The sequence below is a fragment of the Anaerococcus porci genome, from assembly GCF_009696575.1.
GTDB lineage: Bacteria > Bacillota > Clostridia > Tissierellales > Peptoniphilaceae > Anaerococcus > Anaerococcus porci.
On the sequence record NZ_VULQ01000004.1, the window covers coordinates 137233 to 152522 of the forward strand.

The 15290-nt window shown below is 28.1% G+C and carries 15 protein-coding genes and 1 pseudogene; 13 read left to right on the forward strand and 3 right to left on the reverse strand.

The window, feature by feature from the left end:
• Positions 1-9: 9 nt before the first annotated feature.
• The 10 genes and pseudogenes from FYJ26_RS04795 to FYJ26_RS04840 form a co-directional block, all read left to right on the forward strand.
• Positions 10-414 (forward strand): annotated as a pseudogene (locus tag FYJ26_RS04795) (MgtC/SapB family protein); the annotation flags it as partial.
• A gap of 904 nt (positions 415-1318) precedes the next feature.
• Positions 1319-1867: a PTS glucitol/sorbitol transporter subunit IIC gene (srlA, locus tag FYJ26_RS04800; protein WP_154540178.1), complete on the forward strand. Its 549-nt coding sequence runs from the start codon at positions 1319-1321 to the stop codon at positions 1865-1867.
• The gene (gene srlE / locus FYJ26_RS04805; protein WP_154540180.1) at positions 1868-2869 is read left to right on the forward strand and encodes a PTS glucitol/sorbitol transporter subunit IIB; all 1002 of its coding nucleotides are present in this window, start codon (positions 1868-1870) and stop codon (positions 2867-2869) included.
• A gap of 46 nt (positions 2870-2915) precedes the next feature.
• A complete protein-coding gene (locus FYJ26_RS04810) occupies positions 2916-3968 on the forward strand; it encodes an alcohol dehydrogenase catalytic domain-containing protein (RefSeq protein ID WP_154540182.1) in 1053 nt (350 codons plus the stop codon).
• A complete protein-coding gene (locus tag FYJ26_RS04815; protein WP_154540184.1) occupies positions 3969-4967 on the forward strand; it encodes a 2-hydroxyacid dehydrogenase in 999 nt (332 codons plus the stop codon). It abuts the gene before it with no gap.
• The gene (locus tag FYJ26_RS04820; RefSeq protein ID WP_154540186.1) at positions 4960-5322 is read left to right on the forward strand and encodes a transcriptional regulator GutM; all 363 of its coding nucleotides are present in this window, start codon (positions 4960-4962) and stop codon (positions 5320-5322) included. Before FYJ26_RS04815 ends, FYJ26_RS04820 begins: the two co-directional genes overlap by 8 nt.
• 104 nt (positions 5323-5426) lie before the next feature.
• Positions 5427-6674, forward strand: coding sequence for an NAD(P)H-dependent oxidoreductase (locus FYJ26_RS04825; protein WP_154540188.1), 1248 nt, complete (start codon positions 5427-5429; stop codon positions 6672-6674).
• Between the two features lie 63 nt (positions 6675-6737).
• Positions 6738-7574 carry a class II fructose-bisphosphate aldolase gene (locus FYJ26_RS04830; protein WP_154540190.1) on the forward strand — a complete coding sequence of 279 codons (837 nt, stop codon included), beginning with the start codon at positions 6738-6740 and terminating at the stop codon, positions 7572-7574.
• 10 nt (positions 7575-7584) lie between these two features.
• Positions 7585-8277: a triose-phosphate isomerase gene (locus FYJ26_RS04835; RefSeq protein WP_154540192.1), complete on the forward strand. Its 693-nt coding sequence runs from the start codon at positions 7585-7587 to the stop codon at positions 8275-8277.
• A gap of 71 nt (positions 8278-8348) precedes the next feature.
• Positions 8349-8798: a YjbQ family protein gene (locus FYJ26_RS04840; RefSeq protein ID WP_216629217.1), complete on the forward strand. Its 450-nt coding sequence runs from the start codon at positions 8349-8351 to the stop codon at positions 8796-8798.
• 776 nt (positions 8799-9574) lie between these two features.
• Here the strand turns inward: FYJ26_RS04840 and FYJ26_RS04845 are convergent.
• Complete coding sequence (locus FYJ26_RS04845) at positions 9575-10498, reverse strand: sugar-binding transcriptional regulator (RefSeq protein ID WP_154540196.1); 924 nt, start codon at positions 10496-10498, stop codon at positions 9575-9577.
• Between the two features lie 170 nt (positions 10499-10668).
• Here FYJ26_RS04845 and FYJ26_RS04850 point away from each other — a divergent pair, with 170 nt between their 5' ends.
• The 3 genes from FYJ26_RS04850 to tkt all read left to right on the forward strand — a co-directional run bounded on the left by FYJ26_RS04850 (position 10669) and on the right by tkt (position 13754).
• On the forward strand, positions 10669-11022 hold the full coding sequence (locus FYJ26_RS04850; RefSeq protein WP_154540198.1) for a PTS glucitol/sorbitol transporter subunit IIA: 354 nt from the start codon (positions 10669-10671) through the stop codon (positions 11020-11022).
• Positions 11023-11105: 83 nt separating this feature from the next.
• Entirely contained in the window at positions 11106-11759 is a 654-nt protein-coding gene (gene fsa / locus FYJ26_RS04855) for a fructose-6-phosphate aldolase (RefSeq protein ID WP_154540200.1), read from the forward strand.
• Between the two features lie 9 nt (positions 11760-11768).
• A complete protein-coding gene (gene tkt / locus FYJ26_RS04860; protein ID WP_154540202.1) occupies positions 11769-13754 on the forward strand; it encodes a transketolase in 1986 nt (661 codons plus the stop codon).
• A gap of 437 nt (positions 13755-14191) precedes the next feature.
• Here the strand turns inward: tkt and FYJ26_RS04865 are convergent, their stop codons facing one another.
• Both FYJ26_RS04865 and FYJ26_RS04870 read right to left on the reverse strand, forming a co-directional pair.
• Positions 14192-14632 carry a DUF3021 domain-containing protein gene (locus tag FYJ26_RS04865; RefSeq protein WP_154540204.1) on the reverse strand — a complete coding sequence of 147 codons (441 nt, stop codon included), beginning with the start codon at positions 14630-14632 and terminating at the stop codon, positions 14192-14194.
• 9 nt (positions 14633-14641) lie between these two features.
• Entirely contained in the window at positions 14642-15082 is a 441-nt protein-coding gene (locus FYJ26_RS04870; protein WP_154540206.1) for a LytTR family DNA-binding domain-containing protein, read from the reverse strand.
• Between the last annotated feature and the right edge of the window lie 208 nt (positions 15083-15290).

Genomic DNA, 15290 nt, shown 5'->3' on the forward strand with positions numbered 1-15290 from the left:
AGGTATTTGATGTTTTATTACTCAATTACAACATATTTAGATTTTTTTGCAAGAATCATTATATCTTGTATTTGTGGATTTATAATTGGGTCAGAAAGAGAAACTAAGAGGAAATTTGCTGGAGTGAGAACTCATACAATAGTTGCCTTAGGATCATGTGTGGCCATGATTGTATCGAAATATGGTTTTTATGATTCTCAAAATTTTGATGCTGCAAGAATTGCAGCCCAAATTGTATCAGGTATAGGCTTTTTAGGAGCAGGAGTAATATTTGTAAAAAATAATGGGGTAACAGGACTTACTACAGCGGCAGGCATATGGACCACATCAATTATAGGAATGTCTTTTGGTTCAGGACTATACCCAATAGGGATAACTGCTACATTTTTAATCATTATTTTCCAGCTATTTATATAAAATTAAGAGATTTTAACTCAGGGCTTTTCGCAAATATATAAAGTTGGCTTTAAAAGTCTTATTTCAGAAATTTAGAAAAACTAAAATTTATTTAAAAGATATAGGTGATTCTAATATTAAATAATATTTAATAAAAAGAGAATAATTTAAATTTTAAGGGAAATTAATAAGTATATATCAGTTTATTTTCTGATAAAAGAAAATAACTAATACATAATATATATAGATTAATATTATAAGATTTTTTCTTCCTTAAAAGGTTTGTGTATCAGCCTAAATTCTGACATGATATGTACCCTTATTACTGGACAGACCAGTAAGGATGGCACATATCAATAAAAGGGTAATGGTTGATACATTTTTTATATATCAGTTGTTATCATTTCTATATAAATAGAGCTTGTTTTACTCTCATATGAATTAATAAAGTTTCAAAGTTTCATAAAAATTTATAGATATTTTATATATGATTCTAATTTTCCTTTAATAATATTAATAAATGAGATAATATATGCTCCTATCCTTTAATCTTATATCTCCATTGCTTGATGCATCTACCATAGCAAAGTATAGGATTTTTTGGACAATGGGAATTTGGAAAAATTGTTTTGTTTTTTTGTTAAATCATTGTAGGAATTAAGGTATTTAAATTACCTTTTATTTTTACAAATTTATATGGATTCTGTCTTATATTACATTATTAATTAAATATTAAATTAGAATTATTCGAACTATTTTTTGACATAAATAAAAAAGCTTGACAAATGTAAAAATTATAATTATAATTATAAAAAATGAAGCAGAGAAAATGATTAAATTAAAGGAGGTAATTTATGAATTAATTAAGCTCATATAGGAAATTTATTGTTAAAAATTAGGAAAACGTTAATTAGGAGGGGTTATGGATTTTTTAACTAAATTAGCAGAAGGGTTTATTGGTATTTTTAAAGCAGGTGGAGAATCTTTCATGGGTTTTGTTACAGGAATAATACCTTTAATAATATGTTTAATGACATTTGTTACTGCATTAATAAAAATAGCTGGTGAAGAAAAAGTAGATAAATTTATGCAAAAAATAACTAGTAATTTAGTACTTAGATATACAGTATTTCCTGTAATAGCTGTATTCGTATTAGCAAATCCAATGTGTTATACATTTATTAGATTTGTAAAAGAAAAGTATAAGCCAGCAGTTTATGATGCTATGGTGTCTTTTGTTCATCCGATTACGGGACTATTTCCTCATGCAAATGGAGGTGAATTATTTGTATATTTAGGTATAGCGGAAGGATTTAGGCAACTTAATATATCTCAAGCCAGTCTAGCGGTTAGATATTTTATTGCTGGAATAATCGTTATTTTAATTAGAGGTATTGTAACTCAAAAGCTTACAGAAATAATGGCTAATAAACAAAATGTTGATTTAGATGCATTAGATGAGGTGAAATAAATGAGTGAATTTAAAACAATTAAAATTATAAAGGGAAAAGGTGGATTTGGTGGTCCTTTAGAATTAACTCCAACAGAAGAAAAAAAATATGTAATTTCCGTAACAGGTGGAGGAATAGACCCTGTGGCTCAGAAAATTGCGGATTTGTCAGGAGCTATTGCGGTAGATCAATTTAAGAACCCAGTAGATAAATCGGAAACATTTGTGGCTGTAATTGATTGTGGAGGAAATTCAAGAGTTGGAACTTATCCAAGGTTAGGAATACCAACTGTAGATATAAAAATGCAGGGTCCAGCTGGTCCATTGGCTAAATTTATAACAGAAGATATATTTGTTTCTGGAGTAACAGTAGATGATATATATATTTCAGATGGATCAAACTCTGAGAATGATGATAACTTAATTCATAATGAAAAAGATGAAGATTTTGATACAAAATATAAAAAAATAAAAGATGATCAAAAAAATAAGGAAGAATCTAAAGGTTTCATAGATAAGATTGCAAGAGGGGCAAGTAAGTTTACAACTATTTTTTATCAATCAGGTAGAGAAACAATTGAAAATGTAGTGACTAATATATTACCATTTATGGCTTTCATAGCAACAATTATTGGGATAATCAATTATACAGGAATAGGAAATATTATAGCTAAAGCATTGGTACCTTTATCTGGTAATTTAATAGGATTAATTCTTGTAGGAGTTATAGTAGGCTTACCATTTTTATCTCCACTGTTAGCACCAGGTGCAGTTATGGCAGCAATTGTTGGTACTCTTATAGGCCAACAAATCGGAACAGGTGCAATTCCTCCATCATATGCTTTACCAGCATTATTTGCTATAAATGGTCAGGTTGGATGTGATTTTATACCAGTTGGATTAACCTTGGGTGATGCAGATCCTAAGACTATTTCTGTTGCTACACCAGCAGTATTATTTTCAAGAGTTATAACTTCTCCACTAGGGGTATTAATAGGATTTTTATTATCTCTTGGAATGTAATTTGTTACATTTATGATATTTATAAATTAGACAGGAGTATATAAAGATGAAATTTAATTTTTATGCATTAACAAAAAAAAATAAAATAGAATTATTTTCTAGAGATATGAGTGCTATAGAAGATGATGAGATTTTAGTTAAACAGATGGCTTGTAATATCTGTACAACTGATTATCAACAATGGCAAGGAAAAAGAGAACATCAAGGATACCCTATGGCTGGAGGTCATGAGTGTGCAGGTATAGTGGTAGCTAAAGGGAAAAATGTTGGAGATTCTTTTGGAATAGGAGATCATGTAGCAATTGTATATGATTATTGCGGGGTGTGTGAATCTTGTAAAAAAGGTTATATTACAAATTGTGAAAATATAGATCAATTTGGAAAAAATTATTCAAGCGAATTTTATGGTATCTTTGGTTTTGCAGACTATTTTAAAAGAAAAGCTAAATCTTTTGTAAAGCTATCCAAAAAATTAGATTTTTCTGAAGGAGCTTTTGTAGAACCTCTTTCTTCAGTAATAGCAGGAATAGATAAATTAACGATAAATTCCGAAAGCAATGTAATTGTTATCGGATCAGGAACTATGGGAATACTAAATGCATTATATGCAAAAAGCTTAGGTGCAAATGTAATTATCTTAGGAACAAATGAAAAGAAAAATAAAGTTGCAAATAGATTAAGTCTAGATACTATTAATCCTAAAGATTGCTCATATAAAGATTTGATAAAAGAAAAATTCAACAAAAAATTAGCCGATATAGCAATAGTTGCAGCTGGTTCTAGTTCGGCAAATCAACAATCTTTAGATTTGACTAAGAATTATGATGCACAAATTTTATTTTACGCTGCCGGTTACCCAAAACCAGAATTAAAAGTTGACTCTAATATGATTCATTATAGAAGATTAAATATGTATGGGGCATATGGATCAAAGCTATATGATTTTAATAGAGCTGCTGATTTATTATCAAATAACTCTATAAATGTAAAACCTTTAATAGAAGCAAAATATAAGTTCAGTGATATTGATGATGCATTCAAAAAAGCCGCAACAAAAGATAGTTTCAGAGTATCATTAATTCTAAATGAGGAGAAATAAATGAAAAAATGTTTAATATTTGCTGATTTATTTATCAATGAGCAAATGATGAGAGATGGATTTAAACCTTTAGAGGATATTGGATATCAAATTGATATTAGAAACTGGTATCATGATAGCTTAGAAGCACTACAAGATGATAATATTTTGCTCGAACATGAAGGAAGCGAAGCTATTGAGTTGCCAGAATCTTTCAAAAAAAATTTAGAAGATTATGAAATAATAATTACTCAGTTTGCACCAATAGGAAAAGATATCATTAATAAAGCTAAAAATTTAAAAATACTAGGAGTATTAAGAGGAGGAACTGAAAACATATGTAAAGAATACGCTGAATCTAAGGGTATCACAGTATTTAATACTATGGGTAGGTCTAATATTTCAGTATCAGAATTTACAGTAGGTTTAATGATATCAGAATCAAGAAATATAGCTAGATCAAATTACAGTTTAAAAAATGGGGAATGGAGGAAAAAATTTCCTAATGGAACATTACCTTTATCAATTAAATCTTCAACTATTGGTTTAATAGGTTATGGGTCAATAGGGAAAGAAGTGGCAAAACTGTTGTCATCATTTGGACCTAAGATAATAGTTAATGATGACTATATTGAAAATGTAGAGAAATTTGAAAAAGTAAGCAAAGATGAGTTGTTAAAAAGGTCGGATATAATTTCTATACATACTAGATTGACAAAAGAAACAAAAAATATGATAGATTATGAAGATTTCGATAAAATGAAAAATTCTGCAATTATAATAAATACAGCTAGAAGTGGATTGATCAGAGAAAAGGCACTCTTAGATGCCTTGATTAATAAAAAAATAGCATCTGCCTCAATAGATGTATTTGATATAGAACCATTGCCTAAAGATCATCCATTTACAAAATTGGATAATATAACAATTACTAGTCATATTGCAGGTTCAACTTTAGATAATTTTAAAAATTCTCCAAATATATTGGTAAGGAGTATCTTAAATAAATTGAATGAATAAAATAATAATTGCTTTAATAATTATATCAATACTACAAACTTTTGCTAGATACAAATATTTGAAATATTATAATACAAAAATCAAAACATTATATAAAAAATATAATTCAGGATATTTCGGAATAGGAATAGATAAAAGAAAATTTTTCAATAAAACAATATTTGTATTAATAATTGATAAATATGAAAATATTTTAGAAGCTCAAGTTTTAAAAGGTATTAGCATATTTTCAAAATTTAAAGAATTAGATAGTATTAAAGGTTGTAATCTTTCTGATATTAAATCAAAAAAAGAATATGAAAAATATAAAATTGCAATTGACAGTGCATATGATCAAATAAGAGATATAAAATAAAATTATAATTTGCTTTTGTAAATAAAGTTGACAAATGTAAAAAAAGCTTTTATACTATATATAGAAAAGTTACAATATGATAATTTTATTTAAAGGAGTAAAAAATGACATTATATGATCAACTAAAAAAAAGAGAAGAAGAAAAAAATCCTATTAAAGTAGGAGTAATTGGTGCAGGACAAATGGGAAGAGGTATGATTGCACAAATCTCCACAATTCCAGGAATGATTGTCACTGGTATTTCAGATTTAAACTTGGAAGCGGCAAATAAAGCTAGAGATGCTTTTAATAAAAATCTTGATAATAAAGTAGACATACTAACCTCAACTGATTACAGAGATGTTATTAATAATGATGAAGTAGAAGTTGTTGTAGAAGCAACAGGTGTCACTGAAGTCGGCGCAAAGGTTTGTTTAGAATCACTTTTAGCTAAAAAAAATCTTGTTCTTTTAAATGTAGAGATAGATATTACTATTGGATCTATAATGAAAAAATTATTTGATTCTGCTGGATTAGTATATACAGGATCAAACGGTGATGAACCTGCAGAAGTTGTCAAACTTTATGAATTTGCTAAGGCAATGGGTATGGAAGTATTAGTTGCAGGGAAAGGTAAAAATAATAAATTAAAAGTTCATGCAAATCCGGATACATCAAGAGAAGAAGCAGATAGAAAGAATATGAATCCACATATGTTAACCGCTTTTCAAGATGGTACAAAAACTATGGCTGAAATGAATCTTCTTTCTAACGCTATAGGATTTAAACCTGATATAGTAGGAATGCATGGTATATCTGGTGATTTAGATGGAACTGTTGACCAATTAAAATTAAAATCTGAAGGAGGAGTACTTGATAACTATGGTGTTGTAGAATATGTAGATGGTTTAGCCCCAGGAGTATTTGTTATTGTAAAAGGCCAAAATGATGGAGTAAAAGAAGAGTTAAATTATTTAATGAAAAAAGGTGAGAAAGATAGACATATATTATATAGACCTTTCCATTTGGCATCATTAGAAACACCAATATCTATAGCTAAAGCTGTTTTAAATAATGACCATTCTATAGTACCTTTAGGAATTCCTGTTTCTGATACAGTTGCATATACCAAAAAAGATATTAAAAAAGGTGAAATAATCGATGGTATTGGTGGTTATTGTGTAAGAGGAGTTATCGAGAAACATGAAGATTGTATGAACAACAAACATATTCCAATTGGTTTAATAACCGGAGATACTATAGCAAAAGAAGATATACCAGCTGATTCTTATCTAACTTTCGAAAATACAGAAATCGATACAAACACATCAGTGTATAAATTAAGAAAACTTCAAGATGAGTTTATAGGATAATTATTAATAGGAGTTATACTTTAGCTCCTATTAATTTATAAGATAATTAGAAAGGAGACTAATATGTTAATAAATTCAAGAGAAATTCTTAACAAATGTAGAGATTTAAAGATTGCAATTCCATCAGCCAACTTTATAGATTTGAATAGTATAAGAGCTTATATTAGAGCTGCAGAAGATTATAAATTGCCATTAATAGTTGCATATGCACAATCACATAAGAATTTAATTTCATTAGAAGAAGCTGCAATTATAGGTAAATTCTACGCTGAAAAATCAAAAGTACCAATTGTTTTGCATTTAGATCATGGTGAAGATATAGAGACTGTTTTTAAAGCTATAGATTTAGGATTTACATCAGTAATGATAGATGCATCAAATAAAGCATTTAGAGAGAATATATTAATAACAAAAAAAGTTGTTGATTATGCTCATAAATACAATGTTACTGTCGAATCTGAATTGGGGCATGTTGGAGCAAATGATACAAGCGAATCTAATGAAATTAATGAATCTATTTATACAGAGGTTGAAGATGTTATTGAATTTGTGTCTAGTACAAAAGTTGATTCATTAGCTGTATCTATAGGTACAGCACATGGGTTATATAAAGGTATTCCTAAATTAAATTTCGAAAGACTAAAAGAGATAAGTAATAGCGTGGATATTCCATTAGTTCTTCATGGTGGCTCATCGACTGGTGATAAGAATTTAAATAAATGTGTAAAAAATGGTATAAGTAAAATAAATATTTATACCGACTTTATAACTGCTGCACACAAAGATATTTTAAATAGTAAAACCAATAATTATGCAGAAATGAATCAAGTCGCAGAGTCTAGTTTTATTAATGTATTAAAGCATTATTATCATGTATTTGACACAATTATGTTTAAATAAGGAGATATTTATGATAAAAAAGAAACCTTTTTTTATATTTAATCCGAAATCTTATCTTTTAAGAAAAGAAACACTTGAATTATCAAAAGTTGCTAATGATCTTGCTAATAAATATAAAGATATAATAGATATTTATGTAACAAGTCCTAATATATATCTTAAAGAATTAGTAGATTGTTTTAAATATATTAAAGTTTCAGCTCAACACATTGATCAAATAGAGCTAGGTCGAGGAATGGGTAGAGTAGTACCTGAGACTTTAAAAGATATTGGTGTAGAGGCTACTTTTTTAAATCATGCAGAGCATCAACAATCTATATCAGATTTATCCAGATCAGTTAAAAGAGCAAAGCAATTAGGGATTATTACTATAGTCTGTGCTGATAGTATTGATGAGGCTAGATCCATTGCAACATTTAATCCGGATATTATTTTATGTGAACCAACAGAATTAATAGGAACTGGAAAAGTAAGCGATGAGTCATACATTAATAAAACAAATTCTATTATTAGAAAAGCCAATAAAGATGTATTGATTATGCAGGCTGCAGGTATAAGTTCAGCTAAAGATGTATATAGAACAATACTCATGGGAGCAGATGGAACAGGATGTACCAGTGGAATTGTAAAAGCTGATAATCCTAAAAAAATGTTAAAAGATATGGTTGAATCTCTTGTTAAAGCAGTTAAAGATAGGAATTAGATATGGTTAAGATAAAAACAATCGAATTAAATTTGAAAGGGAAAAGGGTTAAATTTGCAGACATTACTAATATGGTAAAAGATGCAATTAAAGAAAGCAAGATAAAAGATGGAATATGTGTTGTAATAAGTCCTCATACTACGTGTTCTGTTTATTTTGAAGAATATTCACATGATAAATTTGAAGATGGTACGGAATATTTACAGTATGATTTAAATTCTTCTTTAAAAAAAATAGTACCAGATCATGATGATTCAGAGCGATATAATTATCCTGGAAAAGCTCATTATGAAGCAGTTGAGTCATGGCCAAATGCATCAGAATACTTGCCTAATGGTGATAAGACTGCTTTATGGAATGGTGATGCTCATATTAAATCGACCATTATAGGATCATCTGAAACATTCGCTGTTGAAAATAATGAACTTTCAATCGGGAAAACGGGATATATATATTTTGTTGATTTTGATAAAACAAGATCGAGAATTAGAAAGTGCAAAATTGTAATAATAGGCGATTAATATATTATAGTTTAGTTGTTAAATATAAATACTATTTAGATGAAATCAATATAATTGTGTAAAATAAAGGTCAATTGAAGCCTTGATTGATAAATATTTTTAATAAATAGCATGTGTATAAAATTATCAATTATATTTTATAATTAATAATAAAATTTTATTAAATTTAATTAATGATTCTGTTTATAATAAGGTTATTAAAAACTACTTTGTTCTGAGTTTTTAAAGAAATTATGGAGGAAGAGGAGTAATTATATCTAAAAAATACTGCTTACAAATTGATAGAAAAGCATAGAAAATGAATGCTAAAAATATAATTATATAACAAAAAACAGATACTATGATATATAAAAAACAGGAATATAGTTTAGAAAAAATAATTAAATGAAAAAGCACTCTTTAATACAATGTTAGAATTTATATCTAAAAATTTTAAACTATAAAAGTTTCAAAAGTAATAAAAACACAGTATTATCAAAAGTTTTATATAGTAATGGGAATAATATAGAAGTAAAAAGAGAATAATAGATTTATGAAATAGCAAAATCTTAAACGTTTAAAAATAAGGATGAGGCTTATTTCAAACTTAGAATAACAAATAACATTAAAAATAAATGATGAAATAGAAGATATGATAAAATAATAAGAATACTTTCAAGCAAATATTCGATTACTAGATTAATAGGGCTACTCCTCATTAGAAGCAATGAGGAGAGGTTTGGATTTTCTGTAATATATATTTATTTAATAAAGAAATATTAATAGAATGAATAAATTTATAATAAATTTTTTGCTATGTCATAATCAATTATAAATGTGTCAGCAACATCATTCATAATTAATGCTTTTATAGCGTCTAGCTTTTCTATTCCGCTGGCTAAAACAACAACCTCAGGAATTTCTTTTAAATCATTTATATTTAGTCCTATAAAATTATCAGTTAAAGGTGTTTTTATTGGTTTTGTATTAGAATCGAAAAATGTAGTTACTATATCTCCAACTGCTGAATTTTTATTGAGTATATTGAGATCTTTCTTTTTAATATAATCTAGTTTCAAGTAAGTTGAACTTTTTAAAGGATTTCCAACACCCACTATTGCTATGTCAACACTTTTGGCATTATCAATTGCTTTGTTTACAAATTTTGAATCCATTAACATTTGTTTTTGAGATTGATTTTCAGCTTTTACTGGAGCATAAAAGAAACTTCTTTTACACCTATATTTTTGAGATAAAGTAAAACATAACAAATTTGAATGTAATGCTTCGTTTTCTAATTCAACTCCGCCCATAATAGGTACAATGCTTTTAAAGTTAGTTTTAATATAGTTTGCACTTTTTATAAAGCTATTTACAGTTGTACCAAAGCCTATACCAATTTTTAAGTTTTCATTACTTCTATTTTCTATATATTCTGCACACAGAATGCCTACATCTAATTTAGGATTCATAGAATTACTGCTAGATACTATAACTTCTTTTACATTATATTTAAGTTTTATTTCTTCTTGAATCTTAACTGAATTGGTATTTTGATTTACAATAGATATTCTAACAATTCCTTGTTTTTTTGCTTCTTGTAAAAGTGCAGCAACTGTTGGTCTGGAAATCTTTAACTTTTTTGATATTTCTGTTTGAGTTATATCATTCTCGTAAAACATTGATGCTACATCTACTAGCAAATCTAATCTTTGTTTCATAATTACTCCTCTTTTGAATATATTCGGTAATATTATAACATATTTTACATTTGAAAATCTAGTTATTAATTGTATGATATAATAAAATAAATTTAACAAAATTAAGTAGGTTTGTAATTATATATGAAGTGATTTGTTTATAAATGTGATTAAAAAAGGAGAGTTTTATAATGAAAATTAAAATAATTGAAGTTGGGCAATTAGTTAATGAATTCAAAGACGATAAGATATTTATTCTTTTTGGTGTAGAAGCTCCACCTGAATTAAAAGATTTTAGTGTAATAATTGATTTTAAAAGAGATGAAATTAAAGAATATTTTAAGGTTGGTGGTATGCTTATTATAAATAATATTGAATATGAGATTGAAAAAGTTGGGGAAGTTGCAAATGATAATTTCAATAAATTAGGACATGTTGCAGTTCATATTGGATCGAATGAAAGTGTACTACCAGGCTCTATTCATGTTAAAGATAATAGCTTCCCTACATTTAAAGAAAACGATATTATAGAGATTATCGCTTAATATTCCATAAAATGTTTTATTTTAACTTATATTTAATAAAGGTATTAAGTAAAATATTATTAGAAAAATAAAAGGAGTAAAAAATGAAATTTTTTCTAGACACAGCAAATGTCGAACAAATAAAACGAATAAATGACCTAGGTCTATGTGATGGAGTAACAACCAATCCCTCACTAATAAACAAAGAAGGAAGAGACTTCAAAGAAGTAGTAACAGAAATAGCATCAATAGTAGATGGCCCAATATCAGCAGAAGTTACAAGCTACACATATGATGAGATGGTAAAACAAGCAAGAGAAATAGCAAAATGGGCAGAAAATATAGTAGTAAAGATACCAATGACAGAAGAAGGTCTAAAAGCAATAAACACCCTTTCAAAAGAAGGGATAAAGACAAACTGTACCCTAATATTCTCAGTAAGCCAAGGACTAATGGCAGCAAAAGCAGGAGCAAGCTATATATCACCATTTATAGGAAGAATAGACGATATGGGAGAAGATGGAGTAGAACTAATCTATAAATTAAAACAAGTTCTAGAAAACTATGGACTTGAAAGTGAAATAATAGCAGCATCAATAAGAACAAACAAACATCTAGAAGAAGCAGCCTTAGCAGGAAGTGATATAGCAACAATACCAGGAACATTATTTGAGAAAATGTGGACCCACCCACTAACAAGTCAAGGAATAGAAAATTTCAAAAAAGACTGGGATAACTTTGTTAAAAGAGAAAAGTAGGAGAAAGATATGTTTGATAAAAACGATGCTTTAGCTGTCTCTGCAGTAAGAAGCCTATCAATAGCACAAATAGAAAAAGCCAATAGTGGTCATCCAGGCATAGTAATGGGAGCAGGACCAATGGCCTATGTTCTATGGAACAAAATCTTAAATGTAAACCCAAAAAACTCTTCATGGTTTAATAGAGATAGATTTGTTTTATCAGCAGGCCATGGCTCTGCCTTGCTATATTCACTACTTCACCTTTCAGGATATGACTTAAGCATAGACGACTTAAAAAATTTTAGACAAATAGGATCAAAAACTCCAGGTCATCCAGAAAGGATGCATACAGATGGAGTAGAAGTCACAACTGGTCCTCTAGGACAAGGAATTGCTAATGCTGTAGGAATGGCAATTGCTGAAAAACATATGGCTTCCTTATATAATAAGCCAGAATTTCCAATAATTGATCACTATACTTACGCTTTATGTGGAGATGGTGACTTGATGGAAGGAATATCCTATGAATCTATGAGCCTTGCAGGGCATTTAAAACTTGATAAGCTGATAGTATTATATGATTCTAATAATATATGCCTAGATGGAAATCTATCAACATCTTTCTCAGAAGACATAGAAAAAAGAATGGAATCTATTAACTGGAATTACATCAAAGTTGAAGATGGAGAAAATCTAGAGGATATATACAAGGCAATAGAAGATGCTAAAAAAGAAAATAAGCCAAGCCTAATAGAGATAAAAACAATAATTGGCTATGGTTCTCAAAATCAAGGTACAAATAAAGTTCATGGGGCACCTATAGGAAAAGAAGACTTTGACTTTGCAAAAAAATCTTATAAGTGGGAATATGAAGACTTCAAAATACCAGAAGAAGTATATAAAAAGTTTGAAGAAGAAATAATAAAAAGGGGAAAAGAAAAAAACAAAAAATGGAATGAACTTTTAAGCCAATATGAAATTTACTTTCCAGACAACTACAAATCACTAATAAATGGAATTGAAAGAAAAATTGATGAAAATCTATTTAGAAATGTAAAGAAATATGACTCAAAAATGGATGCTCTAGCAAGTAGGGCATCAAGTGGACAAATAATTCAGGATATAGCCAAAAATGAAATAAACTTTTGGGGTGGAAGTGCCGATCTATTTTCATCTAATAAAACAGATATAAAGAAATCAAAATCTTTTAAAGATGATCCAAAAGGTAGAAATATTTGGTATGGAGTAAGAGAATTTGCAATGGCAGCGATTGGTAATGGAATAATAGCTCATGGGGGTAGCTTCCATCATGTATCTACATTTTTTGTATTTGCAGATTATCTAAAAGCTGCAATCAGATTGTCAGCCCTTTCAAAACTACCACTAACATATGTATTTACCCATGATTCTATAGCAGTTGGAGAAGATGGTCCTACGCATGAAGCAGTAGAGCAATTAGCTATGTTAAGATCTATTCCAAACATTATAGTATTAAGGCCTGCAGATGCGAATGAAGTAAGGCTATCATGGAAAATAGCTCTAGAGAGCAAAGAAAGTCCAGTAGTGATAGTTCTATCACGCCAAAATTTAAAGAATCTAAAAGAAACAGAGGAAATTGAAACAATCGAAAAGGGAGCCTATATAATAAAAGACAGTGAAAAAGTTGATGGAATACTTATAGCAACGGGTTCAGAAGTAGATCTTGCTCTAAAAGCACAAGAAAAATTAAAAGAAAAAGGCAAATATGTAAGAGTAGTAAGTATGCCTTCAATGGAATTATTTAGAAAACAAGATAAAGAATATAAGGAAAAAATCTTGCCATCAAATATTAAAAATAGGATAAGTATAGAAATGGCTTCATCATTTGGTTGGAGTGAATTTACAGGTGACAAAGGAATAAATGTTTCTATAAATGACTTTGGAATTTCAGGCAAAGGTGAGGAAGTTACTAAAGAGTTAGGATTTAATATAGACAATATAGTAAATCTATTTATTGAAAAATTTGATAATTAGTTAAACAAGCTAAAAATTGTAAAATAGTTTATAGATAAAAAATGGGACTGTTGTAAAATTGTGAATTTCTAACACTCTATCATTACAAGTAAGCCATAGATAATTTGAAAATAGGCTGAGTTCATTGAGAAAATTTTCGTTGTAATGATTTTAGAACAATTAATTCATTCTGCAATAGCCCCATTTTAATATTCCAAAAAAGCAGAAGCAAAACAATATTTTCAAATAATTATATCCTAGAAAAAAGTAGAAAGTATATAAAATATCTGCAAATTTTCATAAATTTTGACGGCTTATTAGCTTAAGTAAAATTAAGTTAAGTTCTATTTCATGGGAATGGATAAATATTGATACATAAAAATGTATCAACCCTTACCTTCTTATAAGGATTTAGGTTGATACACCAAACTTTTCATATACTCTCACTATTTTGTTGTTTATTCTTTGTTAATTTCATTTAATTTTTTATTAATCTTTTGAACCTCCATTTTCTCCGTCCTATAGATTATATACCATATAAGTGCATATATAAGAGTGAAGCTTACTAATGGTATTATAAGACTTGATATTGAAGCAAACCATTTTAGATATAAGCCTGTTATAGAAAAGTAAATAACCATTCCTAGAAAATGAATTATGGTATTTTTACTTAAATTTTCATAGGTGATTTTTCCTCCGAGAAAATTTGCCACTATTCCAAAACCACCATATAGGATTGTTTCAATTATTTTTGCATTAAGAAGTGAACTTTGACTATTTACAAATTCTGGTACACCTACCATAAGCTTTCCTAGTAGCATTGATATAAATAGTTCAATCAAATTACCTATACCAACTCCGATTACAAAAGAAATAATATATTTAAAAAATTTTTTCATAATATCCTCCTAAAATCCTAACATTTTTTTAAATTCTTTCAAATACCTTCTAGACACATATGAAACTTCTCCATTTTTAAATTCTATTGCTATAGTTCCTTTAAAGGATAGGTCTAGTCTTTTTACATATTCTATATTTATAATTTCATACCTAGATATCTTTAAAAAATACTTATTATCTACCCTCTCTGCTATTTCATAAAGTCTAAGCCTTGTCATAAATCTATTATCTAAAGTTTCTATATATATTTTCTTATCATTTGTAGTAAATCTTACTATGTCCTTATAATCAAGTATATAGACCTCACCATCTTTAAAACCCACTAGGACATTTTTATTTAAATTTTCAAGTGACTTTTGAATACTTTCTATATCTTTGGAATAGGAAGGTGTATATATTTTTACCAAGGTATCATCTAGTGACTTATCTATGATTATCTCAACTTTCAAACTAACCTCCTTAAAATATTTGATATATATATCTTGATATTATTATAAGACCTATAATTTAATTTTCATCATATTTTGGACAAGTGGCAAAAATATTAGGATAAGTGGTCAAATAAAAAAAGGAAATGTTGCAAAATTATGAATTTCTAACGTTTAATAATTACAAGTTACTCATAGACAATTTGAGAATAGCCTGCCGGCTCATGGA